We start from the raw sequence: 24,752 nt of genomic DNA, 5'->3' as shown, positions 1-24,752 counted from the left end.
CTCGCTGCTTGGCGCCGCTTTTCTCCGCTGCTCTGTCAGCCGACCTGGTTGAGTTCGAACACCATATCGATGCTCTTGCCGTTCCAGTTGTATTCCAGATACGCCGCGTGATGGCAGTCGCGCAGCAGCGTCGTTCTGAACGCGGCGAGACATTCGCCGCCGTCGTCCCGCACCGACGGATACACGATGCCCGGTGCACCGGCTTCACGCACGGCACGGCCGAGCGTCTGCCCTGCGAGGTAGTCGTTGGGCGACAGCACCGCGAAATCGAGCGACGGGTCGCTGCGGATGTCGACCACCTCGCCTTGCGCCAGCACGGTGTACAGACGCATCTGCTGACGCATTGGAAGCTCGGCAGTGGCTTCCAGAAACTTGCCGGTGTGATAGCGCGTTTCCGCGATCGCGGTGGCGCGCGAGCGGGCGCAATAGAACACGCCGTAGGTACCGTCCGAGAAACGGCTGCCGAGCGGATTCAGGTGTGTGAGCGCGGCCATGATCGGCCCATAACCCGGCCCGAAGCGGCGCTCTTCGCGCGGCACCAGATCGAGTTCGCCGACTTCGGTGCGCAGACGGTCGTTGGTCAATGCTTCGAGCGCGTAGAGCGCGTCGAAATCTTCCGGCGAAGCAACCCGGTCGAATAGATTGACGGCCGGAAAGCGCGTAGGAATCACGCGATACGCGGGCGACCAGTCGAGCGGCGCGGTGCGCCAGCGGTACTGCGAATACGGTTCTGTCACGCCCAGCCGCCTCGCATCGCGTCGAGATACTGGCGCACGGCCACGAGATCGCTGATGTTGCCGGCCAGCATGCGGTCGAGCGCGCGCCGGCCGCCGAACGGCGGCGCGCTGTTGGGGCGCTTGATCCACGCATCGGCGGCGCTGGGCTGCGGCAGCAGAATCTGCAACGCCTTATAAATGCCGAGCAGCAGCGACAGCCGTTCGAGCGTGTCGCGCCCGACGCGGGCCGTTTCCGGCGCGGCCTTCCATTTGAAGAAGGTGGAGCGGCCGGGCGAGCCGAGCAACACGATCTGCTCGTCGGCGCTCAGGTCCCAGTCGCGCGCGATATTGAAGAATGCACGCAGGCCCGCCGCGGACATTTCCGTCAGCGTGGGTTCCGACGCAGGCCGGCGAATCGGCGGTTCGGGTTGGGGGATGCGGGCAGCGTGAGACATAGGCGCGTGAGTCCTTTGATGTACTTGTTATTGATATTAGTCCAGTTATGGATTATTGCAAGGGAATATAATCCCGGCTCGTTACGAAGCCGAAGATCAGGAGAAGCAGGAGATGTGGGTTAGAGCAGTAGCAACGGCGGTTGCCGTGTGGTGCGTGTCTGGCGCGGCTATGGCTGCCGGGTATGCCGAAGTATGGAATCCACCCGAGGCCACCGGGCATGCCGCGAAGCATGCAAAGAAAACGGCCGAGGGGCCGAAGGTCAAGTCCGCAACTGGGGCGAAGGCCGCACCGAAGCACGCGGCGAACAGCCAGCATGCGGCGCAGCGGGTTGCGTTGGCGTCGAAGAACGGGGCGAAGCCGGCGCATGGCAGCGTGAAGAAGGTCACGGGAAAAGAGGTGGCCAGTGGCGCAGCGAAGGGGGCAGCGAAGGGGACAGCGAAGGGGGCAGCTAAAGGACCGCTCAAGGGCGCAGTGAAGCCGAAGCCCGCCTTCGTGGTGCAGGCCAGGAAACCGCGGCCGCGACTGGCGCAGGCGAAGGCCGGTCAGGCCAGGCCGGTGCATGCCGCGGTTGCTCAAGGCGCCGCTCATCCCCGCGTGACCAAGGTCGCCGCGAAAACCGGCGCAGCCAAGCCGGCCGTATCGACCGTATCTCAAGCGAACGTCACGGCCAATCCCGCTACGGCCAGCAGCGGTTCGCTGCCGCCGATTCTTCACTGACCCCGATCTCAGGCCGCGCGATTGCGTCTGGTTTTGCCGCCCGGTGGACCCAGCGCCGCGCGGCCGAGTTCGACGATACGCGCCGACAGCTTTTCGAGGCGGAGCGACTGCACTTTCCACGCGTGCCAGAACAACTCGGCATCGGTTGACCGCGCGGACGGCGGCGGTTTGCCGGGGGGCGAGGTCCACTTGGCTACCTTGAAACTACCTTGAAATGACGGGTTCCTGGATTAAGCAAAACGCGCCGCTGGCCTTTACCGGTGATTTGGGTCGGGCGATGGTTTGTCATTGCGTTGCCAACCCATTCGCTACCAACCGCAGCGTCTCCATCGACCGCTTCTCGCGAACCCGCGAATGCAGCGTGACGCGCGATTCCGGCAGCGGCGGCAATCCCAGCCGCGCGCCGACATTGATCAAACCACGCGGCGCCACTCTGCGCGCCAGCGGCGACACCGCGAGACCGGCCGCGACCGCCGCCCCGACGGCGGCCACGCCCCCGCCGACGAACACTTCCTGCCACGCAATTCCCGCCTCGTTCAGCGTTTGAAGCGCCACCGCGCGCACGTTGCACGGCGCGGTCAGCAACGCCAGCGGCAGCGGTTCGCCAACGCGCGGCAACCACTCCGGCGTAGCAAGCCAGCCAAGCGGCTCGCTGAAAAGCACCTGCGCGTCGTCGCGTGGAGGCTCGTCGGCGCCGTAGCGAACGATCACCGCATCGAGCCGCCGTTCGTCGAATTGCGCGAGCAGCGCGGCGGACATGCCCAGATGCAATTCGACCACCAGACCCGGATCGTGCGCATTGAGCCTGGCGAGCAACGCCGGCAAATCAGCGCCCGCGACGTGCTCGCTCAGTCCCAATACCAGCCTCCGACGCTCCACCGACAACGAACCCAGTGCCCGTTCATGCGCGTTCAGCAGATCGCGCGCCGCGCCGAGGAAAGCGTTGCCGTCCGCGGACAGGCGCACGACGCGCGGCGTGCGCTCCACCAATTGCTTGCCCAGATGCGCCTCCAGCCGCTTGAGCTTCAGGCTGACGGCCGACTGCGTGGTGTCGAGCGCATCGGCGGCGCGCGTAAAGCTGTGCAGATCGGCGACCAGCACGAAGGCCCGCACAGCATCGAGGTCGAGGACTTTCATTTCAAATGAATATAGATGAAATCACTATCAATGTATTTTAATTATGACTAGTCGCGCCTAAGCTGTCACCTAAGCTGTGTTTACCCATTCACCTGCAACCACGGAGTTTCATCATGCCGCTCACACGAATCGCATTGCGCGCCGGCAAGCCGGCGGAATACCGGAAGGCGCTGACGGACAGCATCCAGCGTTCGCTGGTGGACACCTTCAACGTGCCGAAGGACGACATCTTCATGCTCATCACCGAGCACGAGGCCGGCAATTTTGTGTACGACAAGCAGTATCTGAATATCGAGCGCAGCGATGATCTCGTGCTGATTCAGATCACGCTGAACAACACCCGCACGCTCGAGCAGAAAAAGGCGCTGTATAAGCGCATGGCGGACGAACTGGCGGAGTCGCCCGGGCTGCGACGGGAGGATGTGCTCATCAATCTCGTCGAAGTGCTGAAGGAGAATTGGTCGTTCGGTAACGGGATAGCGCAGTACGCGGTTTGAGTCCGCCCGCAGTGCCGCGCCGGTGGCCGCAGAAGCCTGCGTCGCTATAATCATTTGCTGCCCGTTCCCCCTCTCATCGACCACGCGCCGCCATGACATCCGATCACCCCGACTCGTCTCACGAACCGCTCGAACTCGGCGGCTCGGTCTGGTTTCAGGCCGGCGCGCAAACGCTCGGCGGCGCGTCGCGAATCGCGCTGCTCGCGGCGATCCGCGAAACGGGTTCGATCACCGGCGCGGCGAAGGCCGTGGGCATGAGCTACAAAGGCGCGTGGGACGCCGTCGATGCGATGAACAACCTGGCGGGCGAGCCGCTCGTCGTGCGTTCGACCGGCGGCAAAGGCGGTGGCGGCACGACGCTCACGTCCCGCGCCGTGAAGCTGATCGATACGTTTCGCGCGGTCGAACGCGAGCACCGGCGTTTTCTGGAGCGCGCGGGCGCGGCGATAGAAGGTTTCGCGACGGATTGGGATCTGATCGGGCGTATCGGCGTGAAAACGAGTGCGCGCAACCAGTTGTACGGCACGGTTTCGAGCATCGTGCGTGGCACGGTCAATGACGAAGTGTCGCTGGCGTTGCCCGGCGGCCACACGATCGTATCCGTGCTGACGCATGAAAGCACCGAGACGCTGGGGCTCTCGGAAGGCTCGGCGGCGTTCGCGTTGATCAAGGCTTCGTGGGTGGTGCTGCTCGTCGAGGACGCTGACGGTGCGCCGCCGAAACTGTCGGCGCGCAATCAGTTGCGCGGCACGGTGCAGAGCGTGAGGCGTGGCGCGGTCAATGCGGAGGTGTCGTTGACGCTCGAAGGCGGCACCGTGATAACCGCCGTCGTGACGAACGAAAGCGTCGACACGCTCGGCCTTGAAGAAGGCGCCGCCGCGATGGCGGCGTTCAAGGCGTCGAGCGTGATTCTCGGCGTGAAAGACTGAAAGCGGGACCGAAGGCGCGCGCTTACGGCACGCTGCGCGCGTAGCCGGCGAACGGCTGATTCTCGCGCACGCAGCCGTCGCTGACCTGCACGACCTGATCGCCGAAGGCGGCGACGTCGTCGGGATCGTGCGTGATCAACACCATCGGAATGTCCAGACGCGTTTGCAGGTCCGACAACTCGCGCCGCATGCGCTGGCGCAAAGCGCTATCGAGTGCGGAAAACGGTTCGTCGAGCAACAGCAGCCGGGGCTGCGCGACCAGCGCGCGCGCCAACGCCACCCGCTGCTTTTGTCCGCCCGAAAGTTGTGCCGGATGATTGCCCGCCACGCTTCTCAGTTCAAGCGCGTCGAGCCAGTAATCGACTTGCGGATGCACGATCCGCGCGCGCGGATTGAACCAGCCCGGCTGCAAGCCGAAGCCGATGTTTTGCCGCACGTTCAGATGTGGAAACAGCGCGTAGTCCTGAAACAGATACGCGATCTTGCGCGCCTGCGGTTTCAGATCGACGCCGCGCGCGCTGTCGAACAAGGTTTTGCCATGCAGCGTGATCGCGCCTTCGTCGGGGCGCAGCAAACCGGCGATAGCCTGCAAGGTCAGGCTTTTTCCCGCGCCGGACGGCCCGAACAGCACCACGCGCTGCGTGCTCGCCTGAAACGAAACGTCGAGCGTAAAGCTGCGCTCGGCGCTCTTGACGGTCTTGCGAATGTCGACGGCGAGCGGCATATCAGCGGGACGCCAAAAGCGTGTGTTGCGGCACCAGACGGCCCGCGAGCAACAGGATCACCACGCACGCCACCGACGTGACGAGCACGAGGAAATTGGCGGTGCTGTCGTCGCCGGCTTGCACGGCTGAATAGACTGCAACCGAGAGCGTCTGCGTGCGTCCCGGCAAGTTGCCCGCGATCATCAGCGTTGCGCCGAATTCGCCGAGCGCCCGGGCGAAGGCCAGCAAGCCGCCGGCCAGAATGCCGCGTGCGGCGAGCGGCAGCGTCACGCGAAAGAAGATCGCCGTCTCGCTGACGCCGAGCGTGCGCGCAGCCCGTTCGAGTTGCGGATCGACGGCTTCGAAGGCGGCGCGCGTCGATTTCAGCACCAGCGGGAACGCCACCACCGTCGACGCGATCACCGCGCCTTGCCAGGTGAACACCAACCGGATATCGACCCGGTCGAGCCAGGCGCCGACCACGCCGCGCCGTCCTAGCAACACGAGCAGGTAGTAGCCGAGCACCGTGGGCGGCATCACGAGCGGCAGCATCAGCAGCGAATCGATCACGTCGCGCGCACCCGAACGCCAGCGCGACAAGCCGAAGCCGGCGGCGACGCCGAACACCAGATTGAGCACGGTGGCCCAGCCCGCCACTTTCAGCGACAGCAAGAGCGGAATCCAGGCCTGTTGCATGAGCGTGTGAGAGATCTTTAGTGAAGCGAGTTAATGAGGCTGCTCAACGCGGAGGCTGATCAATGCGCCGGCTTGAAGCCGTACTTCGCGAGCACCGCCTGGCCGGCCGGCGACAGCACGAAACGGATGAAAGCCTGCGCGTCCGCCGCGTGACGGCTGCCTTCGACCTGCGCGATCGGGTAGCTGATCGGCGTTTGCGTCCGCACGTTCAGCGCGACTTTGACCTTGTCCGGCATGACGGCGGCGTCGGTGCTGAATACGAAGCCGGCATCGACTTCGCCGCGCGACACGTAGTCGAGGCTCTGGCGCACGTTCGCCGCCAGCACGGCTTTGGCGCTGACGGCGTCCCAGACGCCGGCGGCCTGCAACGCGCTTTGCGCGTAGCGGCCGATCGGCACGGATGCCGGATCGCCATAAGCGACGCGCTTCACATTCGCCGACGCCAGATCGCTCAGTGCGGCCGGCGCGAAACGGCTGTCGGTCGGCACGATCAGCACCAGCGAATTGGCGGCGAAATCCTTGCGGCTTGCCGGCACGATGACTTTTTCGTTTGCGGCCTTGTCCATCGCCTTCTGATCGGCGGACGCGAACACGTCGGCGGGCGCGCCTTTGGCAATCTGCTGCATCAGCACGTCGGACGCGCCGAAGTTCAATAGCACCTTGGTGCCCGGATGCTGCTGTTCAAAGACCTCGCTGACCGCCTTGAACGCGTTGGTCAGGCTGGCGGCGGCGGAGACGATCAGTTCGTCGGCGCGTGCGTTGGCGCTGACGGCAACGGAGACGGCGCTGGCAATGTACAGCGCGTGTTTCAGTAAGCGGTGGGACAGTGTCATGAAGGTTCGAAGGTCCGGCGTGCGCCAGAACGGCGGGTTAAAACGCTATCGTAATATACGAAAGGTTATAACGGTGGCCGATGACGATTATTCAACAGGACGCATGACGCGGCTAGTGAACCTGCGGAGGAGTGTTGTCAGACGCCCGATGAGCGCAGCGGCTCAAGCGTATTGAGGGTTTGCGAGAGCGGCGCCGTGGCGGGGCGGTTGTCACGCGTGGCCTTCCAGCGTGCGCGGATGAACGGCCTCTCATGACCGGAAACCTTCAGTGCAATGTGCGTGACCCAGCGCTGAGTGGGCACGTGCACACCGTGCATTAGCACCGCGAGAACCATCAGACTTGCCGTGACGGGCAGCGCCGAAAGCCGGTCCGGCTCGGCGTGCCACGCCATCCGCACGAAGACGAGCGCGGCCAGCGCACCGACCAGGCAGCCGGTGATCGCTTCGGACGGCGAGTGAGCGCTCAGCACGACTCGCGACAGCCCGACCGCGGCGCCCGCGGCGAGGCCGAGCAGCACGCCGGTCAGACGAATTGCCGGCCGCGTCGGCAGCAGCATGAGGAACAGCGCGACCGGGTACACGGCAGTGGACAACATCGCGTGACCGCTGACGCCGGTGAAATCCAGTTCGCGCACGCCAACGCCCCAGCCGAGGAACGCCAGCTTGGTCACGGTCACAACGCCGATGGCGGCGCCAAGCAACAACAACCAGCCCGCCGCCATTCTCCATGAGTATCCGACCGCCAGCCAAAGCGCGATGGCGAGCGCGATCGGCAGCGTCATGCCGGCGCCGCCGAGGCTGGTGATCAAATACCACAGATGGGACGGTAAATCGGGCATGGCAAAAAGCGCGGCTAGGGCCGCGTAGAATCGGGTTAGTAGTGATTTAACGCGCGAACGGCGCGAATCGCCGACGAGACAAAGGTATCGCACACCAATTAGGTTACCCGCCAGTATAGACGGGCGCTGCCGCGTAGATTTAACGTGCGCGGCGTTTTTGTCGTCGGCGGCTGGCTTGTAAACCGGGCCGTGAGGCGGTTTGACGCCGACCCTGCGATAAGGTTCGTCGAGTGGAAATTTCGGTGTTGGGCAGGAAGCGATGCTTGCAACATCGCATGAGGATTGATGTTATTGTGCATTGCACAACAAAGCGTCGTTCCACCGAACGGCCCCTGCCCCTTTTTGCGAGGTTACCCGCCGATGGCAAAAGGTCTATCGAAAATCTGGCTACGCGGTCTCAAGCGGCTGTTCGCGATTCAGACCGAGCACGCTCACAAAACCACCAAGCGCACCACCACGCGTCCGGCGCGGCCCGCCACTGCGAAGCTGTCGACCAAGGTCCGTCCGCTCACACCGGCGGCTGCGGTGCGTGCACCCACGAAACGCGAGGCGCCGCGCGCCGTCGCCCTGGAATCGCGCGTCCGCCCGCGGGCGTCGGCTTGGGCGAGCGGTTCGTGGACCCGCTCTTTTCACTCGGCGCCTGCGGCGCCGGGGCGGCTCGTCAATCATCTTCAATATGGACTGTACGTTCCGTCCGGCCATGCACTCGAAGCCATGCCGCTGGTGGTGATGCTGCACGGCTGCACGCAATCGATCGATGAATTCGCCGAAGGCACGCGCATGAATGTGCTGGCCGACCGGTTCGGCTTTGCGGTGGTGTATCCGGAGCAGTCGAAGCACGTGCATTCGCACCGCTGCTGGCACTGGTACGACTCTGGCGAAAGCGCCGGCGGTGCCGAGGCGCGCGCCGTGGTGTCGCTGGTGGATGCACTCGTCATGCAGCATGGGTTCGACGGCGAACGGGTGTACGTCGCCGGGATATCTGCAGGCGCCGGTCTGACGGCGCTGCTGGCGGTCAACCATCCGGAGCATTTTGCGGCAGTCGCACTGCATTCCGGTCCGGCTTTGGGCGAGGCCCGCTCCGGCATCACGGCGATGGACGTGATGCGGCGAGGCGCGCGTCATGAACCGGCCGAGTTGGTCGACGAAATCGTCAATGTGGCGGAATACCCTGGCATGCCGGCAATCGTCATTCACGGCGACGCCGATCATGTGGTCGCACCTGTCAATGCGGACCAGCTGGCGGTGCAATTTCTCCGGCTGAACCGGATCGTCGACGAAAACGGCGCGCGCAAATCCGGCGAAGTGCGCGAAGAACGCAAAGGCGGCGTGGTGACGCGCGACTACCTGCGCGGCGGCCGGCGCGTGGTGCGGCTGTGCCGCGTGCAAGGGCTCGCGCACGCGTGGAGCGGCGGTGACGACGCAGTGCCGTTTCACTCCGCCAAAGGGCCGGATGCGAGCACGTTGGTGTGGGAGTTCTTCAGGCACCAGCGCCGCACGGGCGCCGGCCGTATCGCGGAAAGTGCCGTCAGTACGGCCTCAGCCGGCGAAAGGTGACGCGGGAACAACACTTCGAAAAGAAGATTGGCGTATTCCTAGGGTTTTCCCTATAATAGGGGTTATCCCTTAGGAGTTAACGCCTAAATTCATAGTCGAGGTTGACCATGTACCTGCTGAGCCGCTTGTTCCTGTTTCTGACCAAATCGCCCGATCAGCTTGCGAAAGAACGTGCTGACGCATTTCTCGCTGAAGCTACGGATCTGTACGATCTCGAATTCCGTATGCGTAAGCTGGATCGCGAGGCGAACATCCGCCAACCGTCGTGGATGAGCCAGTACTAAGCTGTTGCTGTTCGGGTGAGGCGCCCAAGCTGTCATGAACTCCCAGGCAGCCGGATTCAATTGCCACAACGCGTGATTCAACACCGCGGCGAACGCCACCCAAGCCACATCGGGCATCAATAGGCCGCCTGCCCAGCGGTACCGTCGCAGAACGCGAACATCGTCGCGACGAGCAACACCAGCAACACCACGATATCGGCCAATGCAATGCCGACCGTTACTTGCCGAAGCGAGCCAGTGTGTGCTGCCACGCTTGTGCATGGTCGACGATCTGCGCGGGATATTTCTTGCCCAGCACCATGCCGCAATCGGCGAGCTCTTCAGCGCCTGCCAGCCACGGCGCGTGAATTCACTTAGGCCGCAGTTTCGCCAGCTGCGGCAGATAGCGCCCGATAAAGTGCCCTTTGGCGTCGAACTTTTCGGACTGCGTGACCGGATTGAAGATCCGGAAATACCGCTGCGCGTGGCATCCCGGTCCCTGCTCCCTGCTCCCTGCTCCCTGCTCCCCGCTCCCCGCTCCCCGCTCCCCGCGCAACCGGTTGTACTCTTCCTTGAACCGTTACGTGCCGCGTCCGCAAAAAAGCACAACGCCCGCGCCTGTTTTGCAAGGAGCGGGCGCTGATCGTGGCAGCGCGGTTTTGTCGCGCCGCCCCAGCTATTCAAACAGGTCGCACGCTTACGCGATTTGCAAACGCACTGCGACGTTGTTGCGCGTGGCGTTCGAGTACGGGCAGACGTGATGCGCCGCGTCGACCAGTTCCTTGGCCGCGTCCGCGGCGAAACCCGGCAGCGAGATGCGCAGATCGATATCGAGCGCGAAGCCGCCATTGTCGTTCGGGCCGATGCCCACTTCTGCCATGACTTGCGTGTCTGCCGGCAAAGCCTGCTTGCGCTGGCCGGCGACGAACTTCATCGCGCTCAGAAAACAGGCCGAATAGCCGGCAGCAAAGAGTTGTTCCGGGTTCGTGCCCACCGTGCCGTTGCCACCTAGTTCGCGCGGTGCGGCCAGCTTCACGTCAAGCACATTGTCCGACGACACTGCACGGCCGTCACGGCCACCGGTGCTGGTTGCGCTTGCTTTGTAGAGTACGTTCATTGTGCTGCTCCTCAATCTGGGTTGTCAGGATCTGCATATGTGCCGCTGCTTGCTCACCGTTCCGGCTCATCGCTATCGAAGCGGCATGCGATAAAGATAGTGCACAAATCATTTGTGTGCAAATGTTTTTGCAGATCGGATCGATAGCGTGCTTTTGCGGCAGGCTGGCTAGTGGTCCATGTAATCGTTGAGGGTGGTGCGCAGGCGCGTCAGGTCGTCGCGCAGACGAAGCAGGAATTCGGGCGTCTGCTGGGTCGCGCAGAAGATTTCCGCCGGCACTTCCCGCGCCTGGCGCTTCAGTGCGGTGCCGGCTTTGGTCAGCCGGATGTAGACGAGCCGCTCATCTTCGACGCCGCGCACCCGTTCCAGATAGCCTTGCGTCTCGAGGCGCTTGAGCAGCGGCGTGACCGTCGCCGAGTCGAGATTCAGACGCGCGGCGATGTCCTTGACCGTGATGTCATCGGTTTCCCATAGCACCAGCATCGCCAGATATTGCGGGTACGTGAGGTCGAGCTTGTCGAGCAGCGGCTTGTACGCTTTCGTCATCGCGAGTGAGGTCGAATAGAGCGCGAAGCAGAGTTGCTCGTCGAGCGTGAAGGGCAAAGCGGGACGCTGGGTCATGGTGCATCTCGTCTGAAATAGCGTGCAAATCGATTGCGCGCAAACCATTGTGCCGCAAATCGCGTCGCGTTGACGAGTGGAGTTGAGGAGTCGACGAAGCGGCGGCGCGGCGCGTGAGCGCCGCATCAGCGCTCCGCGCCCGCGCGCCAAAATACTTAAGCTGCCGGGGTGGTCGGCAGGTCCGGCGTTTCGGGCGTTTGCACGCCGAAGCAGCCGCGATAGGTTGCGTAGAACGAGCAATACAACATGGTCGTGACGATCATCGTGGCGGGCATCAGGATCGCGAATGCGAAGTCGCCGGCGCCCAGTGCCTGCATCACCGCCGACAAACCGAGCGACACCGTCATGGCCACCGCGAACCACAGCGCGCCGAACACGATGAACGCGCCGCGATTGCGCCAGCAACTGACGAGGCTGAAGAACATCGCCTTGACCGGCGGAATGTCGTGCCACGCAATGAGCGTCGGCGAGAACCAGAAAATCATTGCCACTGGAATGTAGAACGCGAATGCGGTGAGCACCGCGAGCGGAATATTGCTGTTCGCGATCGCGTCCTGATCCATTGCCACGCCGCCGAGCATCACCTTCAGCAGCATGCCGCCGTCAGCCAGCGCCGACCCGGCGAGCACCAGCGCCATCGCGACGACATACAGCACGCCGAGCACCAGCAAGCGTTTGGCGACCACGGGGCCGTACGAGTGAAAGCCGTCCACCAGAATGGTCGGAAACACCGGCTTGCCGGCGATCGTATTGCGGCACGCCGCCATGAAGCCGACCGCGACGCCCGGAATGAACACCAGCGGCAGCACGCCGCCGATCACCGGAATCTGCGACACGAGCGTCATGACCAGCAGGTAAGTGAAGAACAGCGTCAGAAACGCGAGCGGGTTCTTGCGGAACAGCCAGATACCCTGCCGGAACCACACATAGCCGGTTTTCGCGGGGACTTCGATCAGTTGCATGAGGTATGAATGCCAGGAAGTGCAACGCCGGACAGGCGTTCGCGCAGAATGCGCTCGAAATGGCCGGGGTCGTGCGGTTTGAGCAGCTCGGCCGCGCGCGGCAAATGAAAATCATACAGGCGCGAGACCCAGAAACGGTACGCGCCCGCACGCAGCATGTCGCCCCAATGGCGGTTTTCCTCGGCGGTGAAGGGGCGCACGGTCTGGTAGGCGCGCAGCATGGCTTCGGTGCGCGCGTCGTCCAGCTTGCCGGTGGCGAGGTCGACGCACCAGTCGTTGACTGCTACGGCGACGTCGAACAGCCACTTGTCGCAGCCGGCGAAATAGAAATCGAAGAAACCGCCCAGGCGCACCTCGTGGCCGGTCTCGGGCGCCGCATGCGCGAACAGCGCGTTGTCGCGGAACAGGTCGGCGTGGCACGGGCCTTCGGGCAGCGCGGCGTAATCGGCCGAAGCGAAGAAAGCTTCCTGATGGGCGAGTTCGGACGACAGCAACTCGCGTTGCGCGCCGTCCAGAAACGGCAGGATAGTCGGCACGGTTTCCTGCCACCATGGCAGGCTGCGCAGATTCGGCTGATAGCGCGCGTAATCGCGGGCCGCCAGATGCATGCGCGCGAGCATCTGCCCGACCTCGATGCAGTGTTCGACGCCCGGCGCCAACTCGGGCGCGCCTTCGAGCTTGGTCACGATCGCGGCGGGCTTGCCATGCAGCGTGCCGAACAGCGCGCCGTCTTCGCGCGGCATCGGGTCCGGCACCGGCACGCGGTGCGCGGCCAGATGCTGCATCAGATCGAGATAGAACGGCAGTTGTTCGGCCGTCAGCTTTTCGAAAATCGTGAGGACGTATTCGCCACGCGTCGTCGTCAGAAAGAAGTTGCTGTTCTCAATACCGGACGGGATGCCGCGAAATTCGACGACTTCGCCGAGATCGTAATGGCGCATCCATTCTGCTAGTTGGGGTTCGGTGACAGCGGTGAAGACAGCCATGCGGGAAACGTCGGATCAGGTTGGTCGGGCTGGCGCGTTGCGGCCAGTGCGAGGTGTGGCAAGTGCGGTGTCAAAAAGCGCTGCCGAAGCGCGATAAGTCCGGGCGGCGAGTCGGCGCTGCAACTCAGCGCCGGAGCTTAAGCGCCGCATCTCGGCAAACTGGCTGAAAGCCCCAAGGGCGGCGCTCCGCAGACCGCGCAGAGCAGGAGGGAGGCGGCTTACGCCGGGCCGCCGCTCCGGTTTTGTCAATAACTCAGATTCACCGACGGCAAACGCGTGCTTGCGCGGCCGTTGTCGCGCACGGTGGGCGACGTGTCGAGCGGCGCGCTCATCTGATAGCGCGTGCCGAGGTTCGAGTGCACGTTGATTTCAACCGGCTTGCCTTTGTCGCGGTATTCGGTGATTTCGGTGCCGTTGGCGCTGCGTTCGTAGAAGCTCGGCGTGCGTGGTACGTTGATTTCGACCTTGGAGCTGACTTCCGCGGCCGGCCGGTTGATCGCCTTCAGGTCCGGCAGGCCTGCCCGTTCGTTGGCGGACTGCGGTTGATCCGGGGGCGGCGTGGCGTCGACGGGCTGGGCAGCCATCGCGGCGCTGCCGAAGGCGAGGGCCAGCGCAACGGCGACGGGAAGGAGCGGCTTCATGGTGATTCTCCAATATGGTGCCCCGATTCTAGCAAATCCAGCTTTGCCTACGGGCGCGATCGCCTTATTTTGCGCCGCTTTCGCGCGGCGTGCCCGCAATCGCGCGGCCGTTGCCGCCGCGGGCGTCACCAGCGCTGCACGGTCATTTTGCGAGCGCGGGTTCCGTGGTAATGTCGTCTCGTTAATAGAGGCGAATGAAGATGAACAACGATACCAATCAACGCGCGGTGCAGACTCCCGCCAACAGCTTCCCAGCCGCATCCTTCGACGACGCCGCCGAGGCCGTCACCCGCCTGTCCGCCATCTACGAAGCGAACACTTCGTTTCTGCGCGACGCCTTCGCGCGTTACCGCCGTAACGAATTGTTCGATCGCCGGGTGCGCGCCTGCTACCCGTTCGTCAGAGTGTGCACCGAAGTCAACACGCATATCGACTCGCGCCGCTCGTACGGTTTCGTCGCGGGTCCGGGCGTGTTCGAGACGACCGTGACGCGGCCGGACCTGTTCGGCAACTACTACCGCGAGCAATTGCGCTTGCTGGCGAAGAACCATCACGTGCAGATCGAAGTGGGGGTGTCCGATCAGCCGATCCCGATTCATTTCGCGTTCGCCGAAGGCATTCACCTCGAAGGCGATCTGGATCGCGAACGTCTGTTCCTGATGCGCGATGTATTCGACACGCCGGACCTCGCGCTGCTGGACGACCGCATCGTCAACGGCACGTATGAGCCGCTGCCGGGCGAGCCGCACCCGTTGGCGCTGTTCACGGCGGCGCGCGTGGACTTTTCGCTGCATCGGCTGAAGCACTACACGGCGACGTCGCCCACGCATTGCCAGAACTACGTGCTGTACACGAACTACCAGTTCTATATCGACGAGTTCGTCAAACTCGGCCGCGCGATGATGGCCCATACCGACGACGAAGAACTGCGCGCCTACCGCAGCGAATACACATCGTTCGTCGAACCGGGCGACGTGGTCACGTACAACGAGAACCTCGGCGAGCAGGCGCAGGAAGGTACGGCGCCGCCGCGTTTGCCGCAGATGCCCGCGTATCACCTGAAGCGCGCGGACGGCAGCGGCATCACGATGATCAACATCGGCGTCGGGCCGTCGAACGCGAAGACGATTACTGATCACATCGCGGTGCTGCGTCCGCACGCATGGATCATGCTGGGTCACTGCGCCGGTCTGCGTAACACGCAGCGTCTGGGCGACTACGTGCTGGCGCACGGCTACGTGCGCGAGGACCACGTGCTCGACGCGGATCTGCCGCTGTGGGTGCCGATTCCGGCGCTTGCCGAAGTGCAGGTGGCGTTGGAACGTGCGGTCGCGCAGGTCACGCAACTGGATGGCGTCGAGCTGAAGCGCGTCATGCGTACGGGCACGGTGGCGAGTGTGGATAACCGCAACTGGGAGTTGCGCGATCATCGCGAGCCGGTGCAGCGGCTGTCGCAGAGCCGCGCGATCGCACTCGATATGGAAAGCGCGACGATTGCGGCGAACGGCTTCCGTTTCCGCGTGCCTTACGGCACCTTACTCTGCGTGTCGGACAAGCCCTTGCATGGAGAGCTGAAGCTGCCCGGCATGGCCGATCAGTTCTATCGCGCGCAGGTCGATCAGCATTTGCAGATCGGTGTGAAGGCGATGGAGTTGCTGCGCATGAACGGGCTGCATCGTCTGCATAGCCGCAAGCTGCGCAGCTTTGCTGAGGTGGCGTTTCAGTAAACGGGGGCTTTTCGAGGCCAAGGCTAGCGTTGGTTCCGGTCGCCTTGGCCTCGCAGTCTAGAACTGCCCGAAGCCCGTCAGCCCGATCAGGCTGCCGGCCGCCAGCAGCCATAACGGATGGATGCGCGTTTTCAACGCCAGCGCCGCGGTGGCTGCGGTAATCGCCCACGCAATCGCCGTCGGATCCGACGCTTCGGCGATCAAGGCCGCGCTCGCCGCGACAATGCCGGCAGTCACCGGCACCAGTCCGGCCTGCGCATAGCGCCGCCACGGGCGGTCCTTGAATCGGTCCCACGCATGCAGCGCGAGAATCGTCACGATCGACGACGGCCCGAACTTCGCCACCGAACTCACCAGCATCCCGGCCCAGCCGGCCACATGCCAGCCGACCAGCGTCACGATCATCAGATTCGGCCCCGGCGCGGCTTGCGCGAGCGCGAACAGCGCGCTGAATTCGCCGGCCGGCATCCAGTGATGCACGTCCACCACCTGACGCTGCATCTCCGGAAGAATTGTATTGCCGCCGCCGAATGCGATTAGCGACAGCTGACTGAAAATGACGGCGAGTGAAATGAGCGTATCGATCATCGTGCGGCCCTCGACGCTATGTAGATGCTGAGCGGCGTGAGCACCAGCATCGTCGGCAGAAGGGGCAGGCGCATGATTGCGATGGCGATGAACCCGAGCGCCGCGATCAGCGCCGCCATCGGCTTATCCCGCAACGGCAGCAGGATCTTCACGGCCATCGAGACCAGCAGACCGGCCGCCGCCGCGGCGAGACCGGCGAACAGGTGCCTGACATGTGGATCGTCTTGCGTGTGCTCGTACAGCACGCCAAGGCCGATCACCACCAGCGACGGCCCGGCAATCAGACCCAGCAAGCCGGCGAGCGCGCCGGGCAGGCCGCGAAAGCGCATCCCGATCGCTACCGAGAGATTGATCACATTGCCGCCCGGCAAGAACTGGCACAGGCCGAGCAGGTCCGTAAATTCCGCGGCAGTCAGCCAGCGGCGCCGTTCGACCACCGCGCGCCGCGCGAGCGGCAGCGCACCGCCGAACGAGATCAGCCCGAGGCCGAGAAAGCCGCCGAAGATTTCCCGCAGCGTCGGCGCGGGCGCCTGTGCGGGTTCGGACGAAGTGAGATTGTGGTCCATATCGCTAGCCTTCCAGTTCATGTTCTGGAGGTTAGCGCCGAACCCTCGGCGCACAAAACGATTTTTGAGCGCGTGCTTGTGATCTAGAATCACAAGCATGGCCCGTAACCTTCCACCATTTCCGGCGCTGCGCGCCTTCGAGGCCGCTGCACGGCATGAAAGCTTCAGCGCGGCGGCGAACGAATTGCATGTGACGCACGGTGCAATCAGCAGGCAAGTCGCCGCGTTCGAAACGTGGCTCGGCGTGCAGGTTTTTCATCGCCGCGGCAAGCGTGTGCGTCTGACCGAAGACGGCCGCCGCTATCTGGCGACCGTGCAGGCCGCGTTCGACAGCATCGCGCTCGCTACCGATCAATTGCGCGACACGGGCGTCGTCCGTGTGCTGCGGGTGAACGCGTTGCCCACCTTCGCAATGAAATGGCTGCTGCCGCGTCTGAATCAGTTCCAGCGCAAGGCACCTAACGTGGAACTGCGCTTATCGACCTCGAACGCGCCGGTCGAAACGCTGGACAGTTTCGACGTTGCCGTGAGGCGCGGGCCGGCTCACTGGCCGAACTGCGTGAGCGGCCATTTTCTCGCCGAGAGCGAGATTCCGGTGTGCAGTCCCGCGTTGTTGCAACGCTCGCCGATCAATGTCGCTGACGATCTCGCGCGCCACGTGCTGCTGCACTCGGACACGCGGCCCGAAGCGTGGAGCAATTGGTTGTCGGCAGCAGGCGTGACGGCGAAATGCCGGAAGAAGCAGTCGTTCGATCACTTCTATCTGGCATTGCAGGCTGCGGTGGACGGGCTCGGCGTGGCGCTCGGTCCGTTGCCGTTGCTCGCGGACGAATTGGCATCGGGACGGCTCGTGGTGCCGCTGCCGGGTCCGCGTATCGATGCACGCGGCTATTGGTGGGTCGCAAGACGCGAGGTGGCAGAGGCGCCGTTGGTGGCGCAGTTCTGCGAATGGTTGCAAGCGCAAGGCGATCAGGCCGATGAAACGGAAACGGGCGGCATGGACGCCGCCCGTTAGCTCGCATCGACCTGTGCCGACCCGTATCGACCCGTATAGCGCTATCTCACGCGGTACTGGAGATCACAGATAGAACATCCGGTCTTCGTCCGACTTGGCCGGATGCGGCTCGGCTTCTTCGCGGTCTTCGTAGAACTTCAACACCGCTTCGAGCACCTGGTCCGGATCGTCGATCACCTGCATCAAGTCCATGTCCGTCGGATTGATCAGGCCCATCGGCGTGAGCGCGTTGCTGAACCACGCAAGCAGGCCTTCCCAGAACTCGGCGCCCACCAGAATGATCGGCACGTGGCGCGATTTCTTGGTTTGAATCAGCGTGAGGACTTCGGCCAGTTCATCCAGTGTGCCAAAGCCGCCCGGCATCACGATCACCGCATCCGAATTCTTCACGAACGTGACCTTGCGCGTGAAGAAATGGCGGAACCGCAATGAGATGTCTTGCCACTGATTGCCCGATTGCTCGTGCGGCAGTTCGATGTTCAAACCCACCGACGGCGCCTTGCCCCCATGTGCGCCCTTGTTGGCCGCCTCCATGATGCCGGGGCCGCCGCCGGAGATCACCGCGAAGCCGGCGTCCGACAGCTTGCGCGCGATTTGCGTGGCCAGTTTGTAGTACGGCGAGTTCGGTTTCAGGCGCGCTGAACCATAGATGCTGACAGCGGGACGAATCTCCGAGAGGTACTCGGTCGCCTCGATAAACTCTGCCATAATCGTGAACATCTGCCACGATGCGCGGGCCTTCTTAGCCGTTGCGCGCTCTTGATCTGCGAGTGATCGCAGACTCGGAATCACTTTTCTCTTAGTCATAATGCCTGAAGAACGAAGCCTAGAAGGTAAGACCCTGCTATTGGTCGACGGTTCGAGTTATCTGTACCGGGCCTACCATGCGATGCCTGATCTGCGCGGACCCGAGGGTGGCCCGACGGGTGCGCTCTACGGGATGATCAACATGCTGCGCCGCATGCGCAAGGAAGTCACAGCAGAGTATAGCGCGTGCGTGTTCGACGCCAAGGGCAAAACGTTTCGCGACGACTGGTATCCCGACTACAAGGCGAATCGTCCTTCAATGCCGGACGACCTCTCGCGTCAGATCGAACCGATCCACGTCGCCGTGCGCGCGCTCGGCTGGCCGTTGCTGATGATCGACGGCGTGGAAGCCGATGACGTGATCGGCACGCTCAGCACCGCGGCTGAAAAACGCGGCATGAACGTGATCGTGTCGACTGGGGACAAGGATCTGGCTCAGCTCGTAACGGATCATGTCACCCTCATCAATACGATGACCAATGAAACGCTCGACCGCGCCGGCGTGCTCGCCAAATTCGGCGTGCCGCCGGAGCGCATCATCGACTACCTGTCGCTGATCGGCGATACCGTCGACAACGTGCCAGGCGTCGAGAAGTGCGGGCCGAAGACGGCGATCAAATGGCTCACGCAATACGATTCGCTCGAGGGCATCGTCGCCCATGCGGACGAGATCAAAGGCGCGGTAGGAGACAATCTGCGCCGTGCGCTCGAGTTTCTGCCGATGGCGAGAAAACTCGTTACCGTCGAGCGCAATTGCGATCTGACTGGCCATATCGTGTCGATCGAGAAAAGCCTGGAGAGCCGTCTGGAGTCGCGCGAGGAACTGCGCGACGTGTTCACGCGCTACGGCTTCAAGACCTGGCTGCGCGAAGTGGAAGTCGCGGACGCAGTGGAAGGTCCTGAGACCGACGTGCCGCCGGCGCTCACGGTGGACGACCAACGTCACTACGACACCGTGCAGACGTGGGAACAGTTCGACGCGTGGCTCGAGAAGATCAACGCGGCCGAGCTGACCGCCTTCGATACGGAAACCACGTCGCTCGATCCGATGACCGCGCAAATCGTCGGCTTGTCGCTCTCGGTCGAAGCCGGGCGTGCGGCTTATGTGCCGCTCGCGCATCGCGGGCCGGACGCCCCCGTGCAACTGCCGCGCGACGAAGTGCTCGCGAGGCTCAAGCCGTGGCTGGAGAGCGATGAGCACAAGAAAGTCGGCCAGCATGTGAAGTATGACGAGCAGGTGCTGGCGAACTACGGCATCGAAATGCGCGGCATCGAACACGACACGCTGCTGCAATCGTACGTGCTCGAATCGCATCGCACGCATGACATGGACAGCCTCGCGCTGCGCCATCTCGGCGTCAAGACCATCAAGTACGAGGAAGTGGCGGGCAAGGGCGCGCAACAGATCGGCTTCGACGAAGTGGCGTTGGACAAGGCCGCGGAATACGCAGCGGAAGACGCCGATATCACGTTGCGTCTGCATCAGGCGTTGTATCCGCAAGTGGCCGCGGAGAAGACGCTCGACTACGTCTATCGCGACATCGAGGTGCCGACTTCGCGCGTATTGCGCAAGATGGAGCGCGCCGGCGTGCTGATCGACGCGGAGAAACTGCGTCAGCAAAGCAGCGAAATCGCCGCGCGTCTGATTCAGCTCGAAAGCGAAGCCTACGTGCTGGCAGGCGGCGAATTCAATCTGGGTTCACCGAAGCAGATCGGTCAGATTTTCTTCGAGAAGCTCGAATTGCCGGTGGTCAAGAAGACCCCGAGCGGCGCGCCGTCCACCGACGAAGAAGTGCTGCAAAAGCTCGCCGAAGATTATCCGTTGCCGAAGATCCTGCTCGAACATCGCGGTTTGTCGAAGCTGAAGTCCACCTATACGGACAAGCTGCCGCGCATGGTCAACGCCGAAACCGGCCGCGTGCATACGAACTATGCGCAGGCGGTGGCGGTGACAGGCCGTCTGGCGTCGAACGATCCGAACTTGCAGAACATTCCTGTACGCACCGGCGAGGGCCGCCGGATTCGCGAGGCGTTCATTGCGCCGCCGGGCCACAAGCTCGTCTCCGCCGACTACTCGCAGATCGAGTTGCGCATCATGGCGCACATCTCCGGCGACGAATCGTTGCTGCGCGCGTTCTCGCAAGGCGAAGACATTCACCGCGCCACTGCCGCGGAAATTTTCAGCGTGACGCCGCTCGAAGTCTCGAGCGATCAGCGGCGCGTGGCCAAGGTGATCAACTTCGGCTTGATCTACGGCATGAGCTCGTTCGGCCTCGCGTCGAACCTCGGCATTACGCGCGATGCCGCCAAGCTTTACATCGACCGCTACTTCGCGCGGTATCCGGGTGTTGCGCGTTATATGGACGAAACGCGTCTGAGCGCGAAGGCCAAGGGCTATGTGGAAACCGTGTTCGGCCGCCGCCTGTGGCTGCCGGAGATCAACGGCGGCAACGGTCCGCGCCGGCAAGCCGCCGAGCGCGCCGCCATCAATGCGCCGATGCAAGGCACCGCCGCCGACCTGATCAAACTGTCGATGATCGCGGTTCAGAAGTGGCTCGAGGAATCGAAGGTCGGCACGCGCATGATCATGCAGGTGCACGACGAACTGATTCTCGAGGTACCTGACAGCGAATTGTCCGAGGTACGCAAGCGCTTGCCGGAGCTGATGTGCGGTGTGGCCGCGCTGAAGGTGCCGCTGGTCGCCGAAGTCGGCGCCGGCTTGAACTGGGAAGAAGCGCATTGACGTGCGTGTGACGGAACGCGATATCGTCGTGCGCATGTCACACATGCGTTTTGACGGCTTGTGACAACCCGTGCTGCTCGTGGACAATCGCTGACAGACGGCGCGCTTTTCATGCGCGCCGTCTCGACGCACAACCATCGGCAAACACGGAGAGTTCAATGCATCGTTTTATCGTCGTTGGCGGGGGCGCGGGGGGGCTGGAACTGGCGACGCGCTTGGGCGACCGCTATGCGCCGCATAAGAACAAAGGCGGTCCGCAGGCACAGGTAACGCTCGTCGATCGCTATCCGACCCATATCTGGAAGCCGCTGTTGCATGAAGTCGCGGCCGGCAGTATGGACCCGTTCACGCAGGAGCTCGAATACGCGGCGCAAGCGCGCTGGCATGGCTTCGAGTTTCAACAGGGCGAGCTGACCGGTCTCGACCGGACGAACAGGCGTTTGACGCTCGGCATCGTGCTCGACGACGACGGCGCCGAATTGCTGCCGGTGCGCGAGCTCGAATACGACACGCTGATCATCGCCATCGGCAGCACGACGGCGTTCTTTGGTGTGAAGGGTGCGCCTGAGTTTTCCCTGGCGCTCGACACGGTCAGCCAGGCTGAGCGCTTCCGCAAACGGCTGATCGCGGCGTGCATGCGGGCTGAGCATCAGGTGCATGAGCCCGTCGAGTCGGAATCCGGCACGCCGCTTTCCACCGAGCCGCGCATCCAGGTGGCGATCGTCGGTGGCGGTGCGACGGGCGTCGAACTCTCCGCTGAGTTGCGCAATACGGCGCAGGTGTTGTCCGCGTACGGCTTGCATAAGCTCGATCCGCGGCACGACGTCGGCATCGTGCTGATCGAAGCGGGGCCGCGCATTTTGCCGGCCTTGCAGGAGCGTGTTTCGACGGCCACCGCCGAATTGCTCACGAAGCTCGGCGTAAAGCTGATGATCGGCGAGACGGTGGCGGAAGTCGCGCCCGGCCTCATCCGCACCGCGAGCGGTAAAACGGTGCGTGCCGATCTGACCGTGTGGGCAGCGGGCATCAAGGCGCCCGCTGTGCTGAGCCAGCTCGACGGCTTGCCGGTCAATCGCCTCGGGCAGCTCACCGTACGCCGCACGCTGCAAACCGAAATCGACGACAACATCTTCGCGCTTGGCGATTGCGCGGCATGTCCATGGCCGGGCAACGAGCGCAACGTGCCGCCGCGTGCGCAAGCCGCTCACCAGCAGGCGAGCTTCCTGATGAAGGCGCTCGCGGCCCGGCTCGAGAACAAGCCGCTGCCGGAATTCACCTATCGCGACTTCGGTTCGCTGGTGTCGCTCGGACATTTCAGCGCGGTCGGTAATCTGATGGGCGGCGTAATCGGCGGCAATATGCTGATCGAGGGGTTGTTCGCGCGCTTCATGTACATGTCGCTTTACCGGCTGCATATCGCCGCGCTGCACGGCTATGCGCGGATGGTGCTCGATACTTTCGCGCACTGGCTGCGCCGCACCACGCTGCCGCGGGTCAAACTGCACTGAGGGCTGGCAGGGCGGTTGTGCAACAGGATGCGCGTGAAGCGTATCCTGTTGCCTCCAACTTTCACCCGAGGAGCGCCGCATGCTGAAGCCTGACATCGACAGTCTGGTCCCGCACGTTCCGTTCAATCGACGCACCTTCATCAAGGCCGCGCTCGGCACCGGTTTTGCCGCAGCCGTGTTGCCAGTGTCGGCGCAAACCATCCATACCGATAGCGAGGGCCTCGAGGCCGGCGAGGTTGGCGTGCGATCCGGCGATACGCTGGTGCCCGCCTATCGCGCGCAGCCGAAGGGCAAGACGCACTTGCCGGTGATCATCGTGATCCATGAAGCGTTCGGCGTGCATGAGCACATTGCCGACGTCTGCCGGCGCTTTGCCACGTTGGGTTATCTCGCGATCGCGCCGGACCTGTTTGTCCGCCAGGGTGATCCGTCGGTGTACCCGACCATCCAGCAGCTCAGCGCGGAAATCCTCGACAAGGTACCGGACGAGCAGGCGCTGGCCGATCTCGACGCGACCGTCGCATGGGCCGGCGAGCATGGAGGCGATCTGAATCGGCTCGGTGTGAATGGCTTCTGCTGGGGCGGCCGGATTGCGTGGCTGTATGCCGAGCACAATCCGCGGCTGAAGGCGGTTGTGGCTTGGTATGGGCGTGTGACGGGCGAGAAGAACTCGATGACGCCGGCCAATCCTCTCGATCAAGTGGCGAATCTGCATGCGCCGGTGCTCGGCCTATACGGGCGCCAGGATCAAAGCATCCCGCAGACACGCTGGAGCAGATGAAGCAGGCCATCGCCCAAGGTCCGCAGGCGGGCCGCGGTTCGCAATTCGTCGTGTATGACGACGCGGGTCATGCGTTTTTCGCGGACTACCGGCCGAGTTACAAAAAGGCCGATGCCGAGGATGGCTGGCGCCGCGCGTTGATGTGGTTCAAGCAGCATGGCGTCGCGTGAAGGCACGCGTCTGTTCGCCCCGGTTCGAGACTCCGATTGAGCGCAGCATAGCCGGGAGCCGATGCGTTGGGCTCGAAGAATGAGAAAGGCCATTGCCGCTTTTCCGCGGCAACGGCCTTTTTACTAACGGTCCCGCGCTCCGCTTATGGATTCGGGCCGGTGGCAACCGGCCGCGCCGGATCGGAAGTCCATTCGCTCCACGACCCCGCGTACAACGCCGCGCCGTGCATGCCGGCGATCTCCATCGCGAGCGCGTTGACGCATGCCGTCACGCCCGAGCCGCATTGCAGCACGACGTGCTCCGGCGGCGTATCGGCCAGCAGCGCATGGAACTCCTCGCGCAGCGTGTGTGCCGGCTTGAAGCGGCCATCCGCGGTGAAGTTGTCCTTGAAAAAGCGATTGAGCGCGCCGGGAATGTGGCCGCCGACGCGGTCGAGCGTTTCGTTTTCGCCGCGATAGCGATCCGGTGCGCGCACATCGACCACGACGCGCTCCCGCGTGCTGAGATTGCGCTCGACCGCCTGGGCGTCGATCGTCACGGAGAGCGGCGCCGCGGCTTTGAAGTCGCCGGTGTTCTGCGCCGGCGCGTCTTGCGTCAGCGGCTGACCGGCGGCCTGCCAGGCTGGCAATCCACCGTCGAGCAACGCAACAGAATCGTGCCCCAGCCAACGCAGCAGCCACCAGGCACGAGCGGCGTACATGCCGCCTTGCGCGTCATAGGCGACCACTTGTTGACCTTGTTTCAGGCCGCGCGCCTCGAGCGTTTCCACGAGGCGCGCGCGGTCCGGCAGCGGATGGCGGCCGTTGGTGCCCGTCTTGGGCCCCGACAGATCGCGATCGAGGTGCAGATAGTGGGCGCCGGGCAGATGCCCGGCCGTATAGGCTTTTTCGCCCGCGTCGGTGTCGGCCAGATCGAAGCGGCAATCGACGACGAACACGCTGCCCGGCGCAGCGGCAAGCCGTTCCGCGAGATTCGTTGCGGAAATCAGAGTGGTGTAGTGAGTGTGGGGCATGACGTCTCCTGAGCGGGCGATTGCGGCGCTGGCGCGGCGGTTTGGCGCCGTTCGCTGATGGCCGGAACATGTTGTTAGTCTAAACAAAAAAAGACGGGCCGAAGCCCGTCTTTCCATGCTTTCAAGCTTACCGCGCGCCAACCGGATCATGCGCAGACCGCAC

At 63.6% G+C, this 24,752-nt stretch carries 26 protein-coding genes and 2 pseudogenes; 10 read left to right on the top strand and 18 right to left on the bottom strand.

Annotated features, from left to right (window positions below; genetic code table 11):
• Nucleotides 1–35: 35 nt before the first annotated feature.
• Both AC07WT_RS37705 and AC07WT_RS37700 read right to left on the bottom strand, forming a co-directional pair.
• The gene (locus AC07WT_RS37705) at nt 36–737 is read right to left on the bottom strand and encodes an RES family NAD+ phosphorylase (protein WP_492594769.1); all 702 of its coding nucleotides are present in this window, start codon (nt 735–737) and stop codon (nt 36–38) included.
• Nucleotides 734–1,171, bottom strand: a complete 438-nt coding sequence (locus AC07WT_RS37700) for an MbcA/ParS/Xre antitoxin family protein (protein ID WP_494950881.1) — start codon at nt 1,169–1,171, stop codon at nt 734–736. The genes AC07WT_RS37705 and AC07WT_RS37700 overlap by 4 nt, the downstream gene beginning before the upstream one ends.
• 112 nt (nt 1,172–1,283) lie before the next feature.
• Between AC07WT_RS37700 and AC07WT_RS37695 the strand changes: the two genes are divergently transcribed.
• A complete protein-coding gene (locus AC07WT_RS37695) occupies nt 1,284–1,889 on the top strand; it encodes a hypothetical protein (RefSeq protein WP_494950880.1) in 606 nt (201 codons plus the stop codon).
• A gap of 285 nt (nt 1,890–2,174) precedes the next feature.
• Here AC07WT_RS37695 and AC07WT_RS37690 read toward each other — a convergent pair whose 3' ends face one another.
• Nucleotides 2,175–3,026, bottom strand: a complete 852-nt coding sequence (locus tag AC07WT_RS37690) for a LysR family transcriptional regulator (protein ID WP_492594772.1) — start codon at nt 3,024–3,026, stop codon at nt 2,175–2,177.
• Between the two features lie 113 nt (nt 3,027–3,139).
• On the opposite strand from AC07WT_RS37690, the gene AC07WT_RS37685 reads away from it, so the two are divergent.
• Nucleotides 3,140–3,523 carry a tautomerase family protein gene (locus tag AC07WT_RS37685; protein ID WP_494950879.1) on the top strand — a complete coding sequence of 128 codons (384 nt, stop codon included), beginning with the start codon at nt 3,140–3,142 and terminating at the stop codon, nt 3,521–3,523.
• Between the two features lie 92 nt (nt 3,524–3,615).
• Entirely contained in the window at nt 3,616–4,452 is an 837-nt protein-coding gene (locus AC07WT_RS37680; protein WP_494950878.1) for a TOBE domain-containing protein, read from the top strand.
• Between the two features lie 22 nt (nt 4,453–4,474).
• Here AC07WT_RS37680 and AC07WT_RS37675 read toward each other — a convergent pair whose 3' ends face one another.
• From AC07WT_RS37675 to AC07WT_RS37660, 4 genes are all read right to left on the bottom strand, one after another.
• Nucleotides 4,475–5,176, bottom strand: a complete 702-nt coding sequence (locus tag AC07WT_RS37675; protein ID WP_494950877.1) for an ATP-binding cassette domain-containing protein — start codon at nt 5,174–5,176, stop codon at nt 4,475–4,477.
• Nucleotide 5,177: 1 nt separating this feature from the next.
• The gene (modB, locus tag AC07WT_RS37670; protein WP_494950876.1) at nt 5,178–5,852 is read right to left on the bottom strand and encodes a molybdate ABC transporter permease subunit; all 675 of its coding nucleotides are present in this window, start codon (nt 5,850–5,852) and stop codon (nt 5,178–5,180) included.
• A 59-nt stretch (nt 5,853–5,911) separates the two neighbouring features.
• Nucleotides 5,912–6,685 (bottom strand): molybdate ABC transporter substrate-binding protein, encoded by a 774-nt coding sequence (modA, locus tag AC07WT_RS37665; protein ID WP_494950875.1) that lies wholly within the window; start codon nt 6,683–6,685, stop codon nt 5,912–5,914.
• A gap of 137 nt (nt 6,686–6,822) precedes the next feature.
• Nucleotides 6,823–7,524: a phosphatase PAP2 family protein gene (locus tag AC07WT_RS37660; RefSeq protein ID WP_494950874.1), complete on the bottom strand. Its 702-nt coding sequence runs from the start codon at nt 7,522–7,524 to the stop codon at nt 6,823–6,825.
• A 360-nt stretch (nt 7,525–7,884) separates the two neighbouring features.
• On the opposite strand from AC07WT_RS37660, the gene AC07WT_RS37655 reads away from it, so the two are divergent.
• Both AC07WT_RS37655 and AC07WT_RS37650 read left to right on the top strand, forming a co-directional pair.
• Nucleotides 7,885–9,081: an extracellular catalytic domain type 1 short-chain-length polyhydroxyalkanoate depolymerase gene (locus AC07WT_RS37655; RefSeq protein ID WP_494950873.1), complete on the top strand. Its 1,197-nt coding sequence runs from the start codon at nt 7,885–7,887 to the stop codon at nt 9,079–9,081.
• Nucleotides 9,082–9,188: 107 nt separating this feature from the next.
• Complete coding sequence (locus tag AC07WT_RS37650; protein ID WP_492594780.1) at nt 9,189–9,365, top strand: DUF3563 family protein; 177 nt, start codon at nt 9,189–9,191, stop codon at nt 9,363–9,365.
• 116 nt (nt 9,366–9,481) lie between these two features.
• On the opposite strand, the gene AC07WT_RS37645 is transcribed toward AC07WT_RS37650, so the two are convergent.
• The 7 genes and pseudogenes from AC07WT_RS37645 to AC07WT_RS37615 all read right to left on the bottom strand — a co-directional run bounded on the left by AC07WT_RS37645 (nt 9,482) and on the right by AC07WT_RS37615 (nt 13,671).
• Nucleotides 9,482–9,616, bottom strand: a complete 135-nt coding sequence (locus AC07WT_RS37645; RefSeq protein WP_492594781.1) for a hypothetical protein — start codon at nt 9,614–9,616, stop codon at nt 9,482–9,484.
• Nucleotides 9,583–9,837: pseudogene (locus AC07WT_RS37640) on the bottom strand (FAD-binding domain-containing protein); the annotation flags it as partial. The pseudogene AC07WT_RS37640 and the gene AC07WT_RS37645, both read right to left, overlap by 34 nt.
• A 204-nt stretch (nt 9,838–10,041) precedes the next feature.
• Nucleotides 10,042–10,461 (bottom strand): organic hydroperoxide resistance protein, encoded by a 420-nt coding sequence (locus tag AC07WT_RS37635; protein ID WP_492594782.1) that lies wholly within the window; start codon nt 10,459–10,461, stop codon nt 10,042–10,044.
• Between the two features lie 168 nt (nt 10,462–10,629).
• Nucleotides 10,630–11,082: a MarR family winged helix-turn-helix transcriptional regulator gene (locus AC07WT_RS37630; RefSeq protein ID WP_492594783.1), complete on the bottom strand. Its 453-nt coding sequence runs from the start codon at nt 11,080–11,082 to the stop codon at nt 10,630–10,632.
• A 155-nt stretch (nt 11,083–11,237) separates the two neighbouring features.
• Nucleotides 11,238–12,044, bottom strand: a complete 807-nt coding sequence (locus tag AC07WT_RS37625) for a BPSS1780 family membrane protein (protein ID WP_492594784.1) — start codon at nt 12,042–12,044, stop codon at nt 11,238–11,240.
• A complete protein-coding gene (locus AC07WT_RS37620) occupies nt 12,035–13,030 on the bottom strand; it encodes a homoserine kinase (RefSeq protein WP_494950872.1) in 996 nt (331 codons plus the stop codon). The genes AC07WT_RS37625 and AC07WT_RS37620 overlap by 10 nt, the downstream gene beginning before the upstream one ends.
• Nucleotides 13,031–13,275: 245 nt before the next feature.
• A complete protein-coding gene (locus AC07WT_RS37615; RefSeq protein ID WP_494950871.1) occupies nt 13,276–13,671 on the bottom strand; it encodes a hypothetical protein in 396 nt (131 codons plus the stop codon).
• Nucleotides 13,672–13,871: 200 nt separating this feature from the next.
• Between AC07WT_RS37615 and AC07WT_RS37610 the strand changes: the two genes are divergently transcribed.
• A complete protein-coding gene (locus AC07WT_RS37610; protein ID WP_494950870.1) occupies nt 13,872–15,398 on the top strand; it encodes an AMP nucleosidase in 1,527 nt (508 codons plus the stop codon).
• A gap of 57 nt (nt 15,399–15,455) precedes the next feature.
• Here the strand turns inward: AC07WT_RS37610 and AC07WT_RS37605 are convergent, their stop codons facing one another.
• Together AC07WT_RS37605 and AC07WT_RS37600 are read right to left on the bottom strand one after the other, a co-directional pair.
• Complete coding sequence (locus AC07WT_RS37605) at nt 15,456–15,986, bottom strand: chromate transporter (protein WP_494950869.1); 531 nt, start codon at nt 15,984–15,986, stop codon at nt 15,456–15,458.
• Nucleotides 15,983–16,552: a chromate transporter gene (locus AC07WT_RS37600; protein ID WP_494950868.1), complete on the bottom strand. Its 570-nt coding sequence runs from the start codon at nt 16,550–16,552 to the stop codon at nt 15,983–15,985. Before AC07WT_RS37600 ends, AC07WT_RS37605 begins: the two co-directional genes overlap by 4 nt.
• Nucleotides 16,553–16,649: 97 nt before the next feature.
• Between AC07WT_RS37600 and AC07WT_RS37595 the strand changes: the two genes are divergently transcribed.
• A complete protein-coding gene (locus AC07WT_RS37595; RefSeq protein ID WP_492594995.1) occupies nt 16,650–17,567 on the top strand; it encodes a transcriptional regulator GcvA in 918 nt (305 codons plus the stop codon).
• Between the two features lie 63 nt (nt 17,568–17,630).
• Here the strand turns inward: AC07WT_RS37595 and AC07WT_RS37590 are convergent, their stop codons facing one another.
• A complete protein-coding gene (locus tag AC07WT_RS37590) occupies nt 17,631–18,374 on the bottom strand; it encodes an LOG family protein (RefSeq protein WP_492594994.1) in 744 nt (247 codons plus the stop codon).
• A gap of 1 nt (nt 18,375) precedes the next feature.
• Here AC07WT_RS37590 and polA point away from each other — a divergent pair, with 1 nt between their 5' ends.
• The 3 genes and pseudogenes from polA (at nt 18,376) to AC07WT_RS37575 (ending at nt 23,576) form a co-directional block, all read left to right on the top strand.
• Nucleotides 18,376–21,117, top strand: a complete 2,742-nt coding sequence (gene polA, locus AC07WT_RS37585) for a DNA polymerase I (RefSeq protein ID WP_494950867.1) — start codon at nt 18,376–18,378, stop codon at nt 21,115–21,117.
• 158 nt (nt 21,118–21,275) lie between these two features.
• Nucleotides 21,276–22,625 (top strand): NAD(P)/FAD-dependent oxidoreductase, encoded by a 1,350-nt coding sequence (locus AC07WT_RS37580; RefSeq protein WP_494950866.1) that lies wholly within the window; start codon nt 21,276–21,278, stop codon nt 22,623–22,625.
• Between the two features lie 79 nt (nt 22,626–22,704).
• Nucleotides 22,705–23,576 (top strand): annotated as a pseudogene (locus AC07WT_RS37575) (dienelactone hydrolase family protein).
• Nucleotides 23,577–23,719: 143 nt separating this feature from the next.
• Here the strand turns inward: AC07WT_RS37575 and AC07WT_RS37570 are convergent.
• The gene (locus AC07WT_RS37570) at nt 23,720–24,589 is read right to left on the bottom strand and encodes a sulfurtransferase (protein ID WP_494950865.1); all 870 of its coding nucleotides are present in this window, start codon (nt 24,587–24,589) and stop codon (nt 23,720–23,722) included.
• Between the last annotated feature and the right edge of the window lie 163 nt (nt 24,590–24,752).

This window comes from Paraburkholderia sp. GW821-FHT02A12, assembly GCF_059422005.1.
Note: the sequence above shows the minus strand (reverse complement) of the source record. Positions and strands in the feature narration are given on the sequence as shown.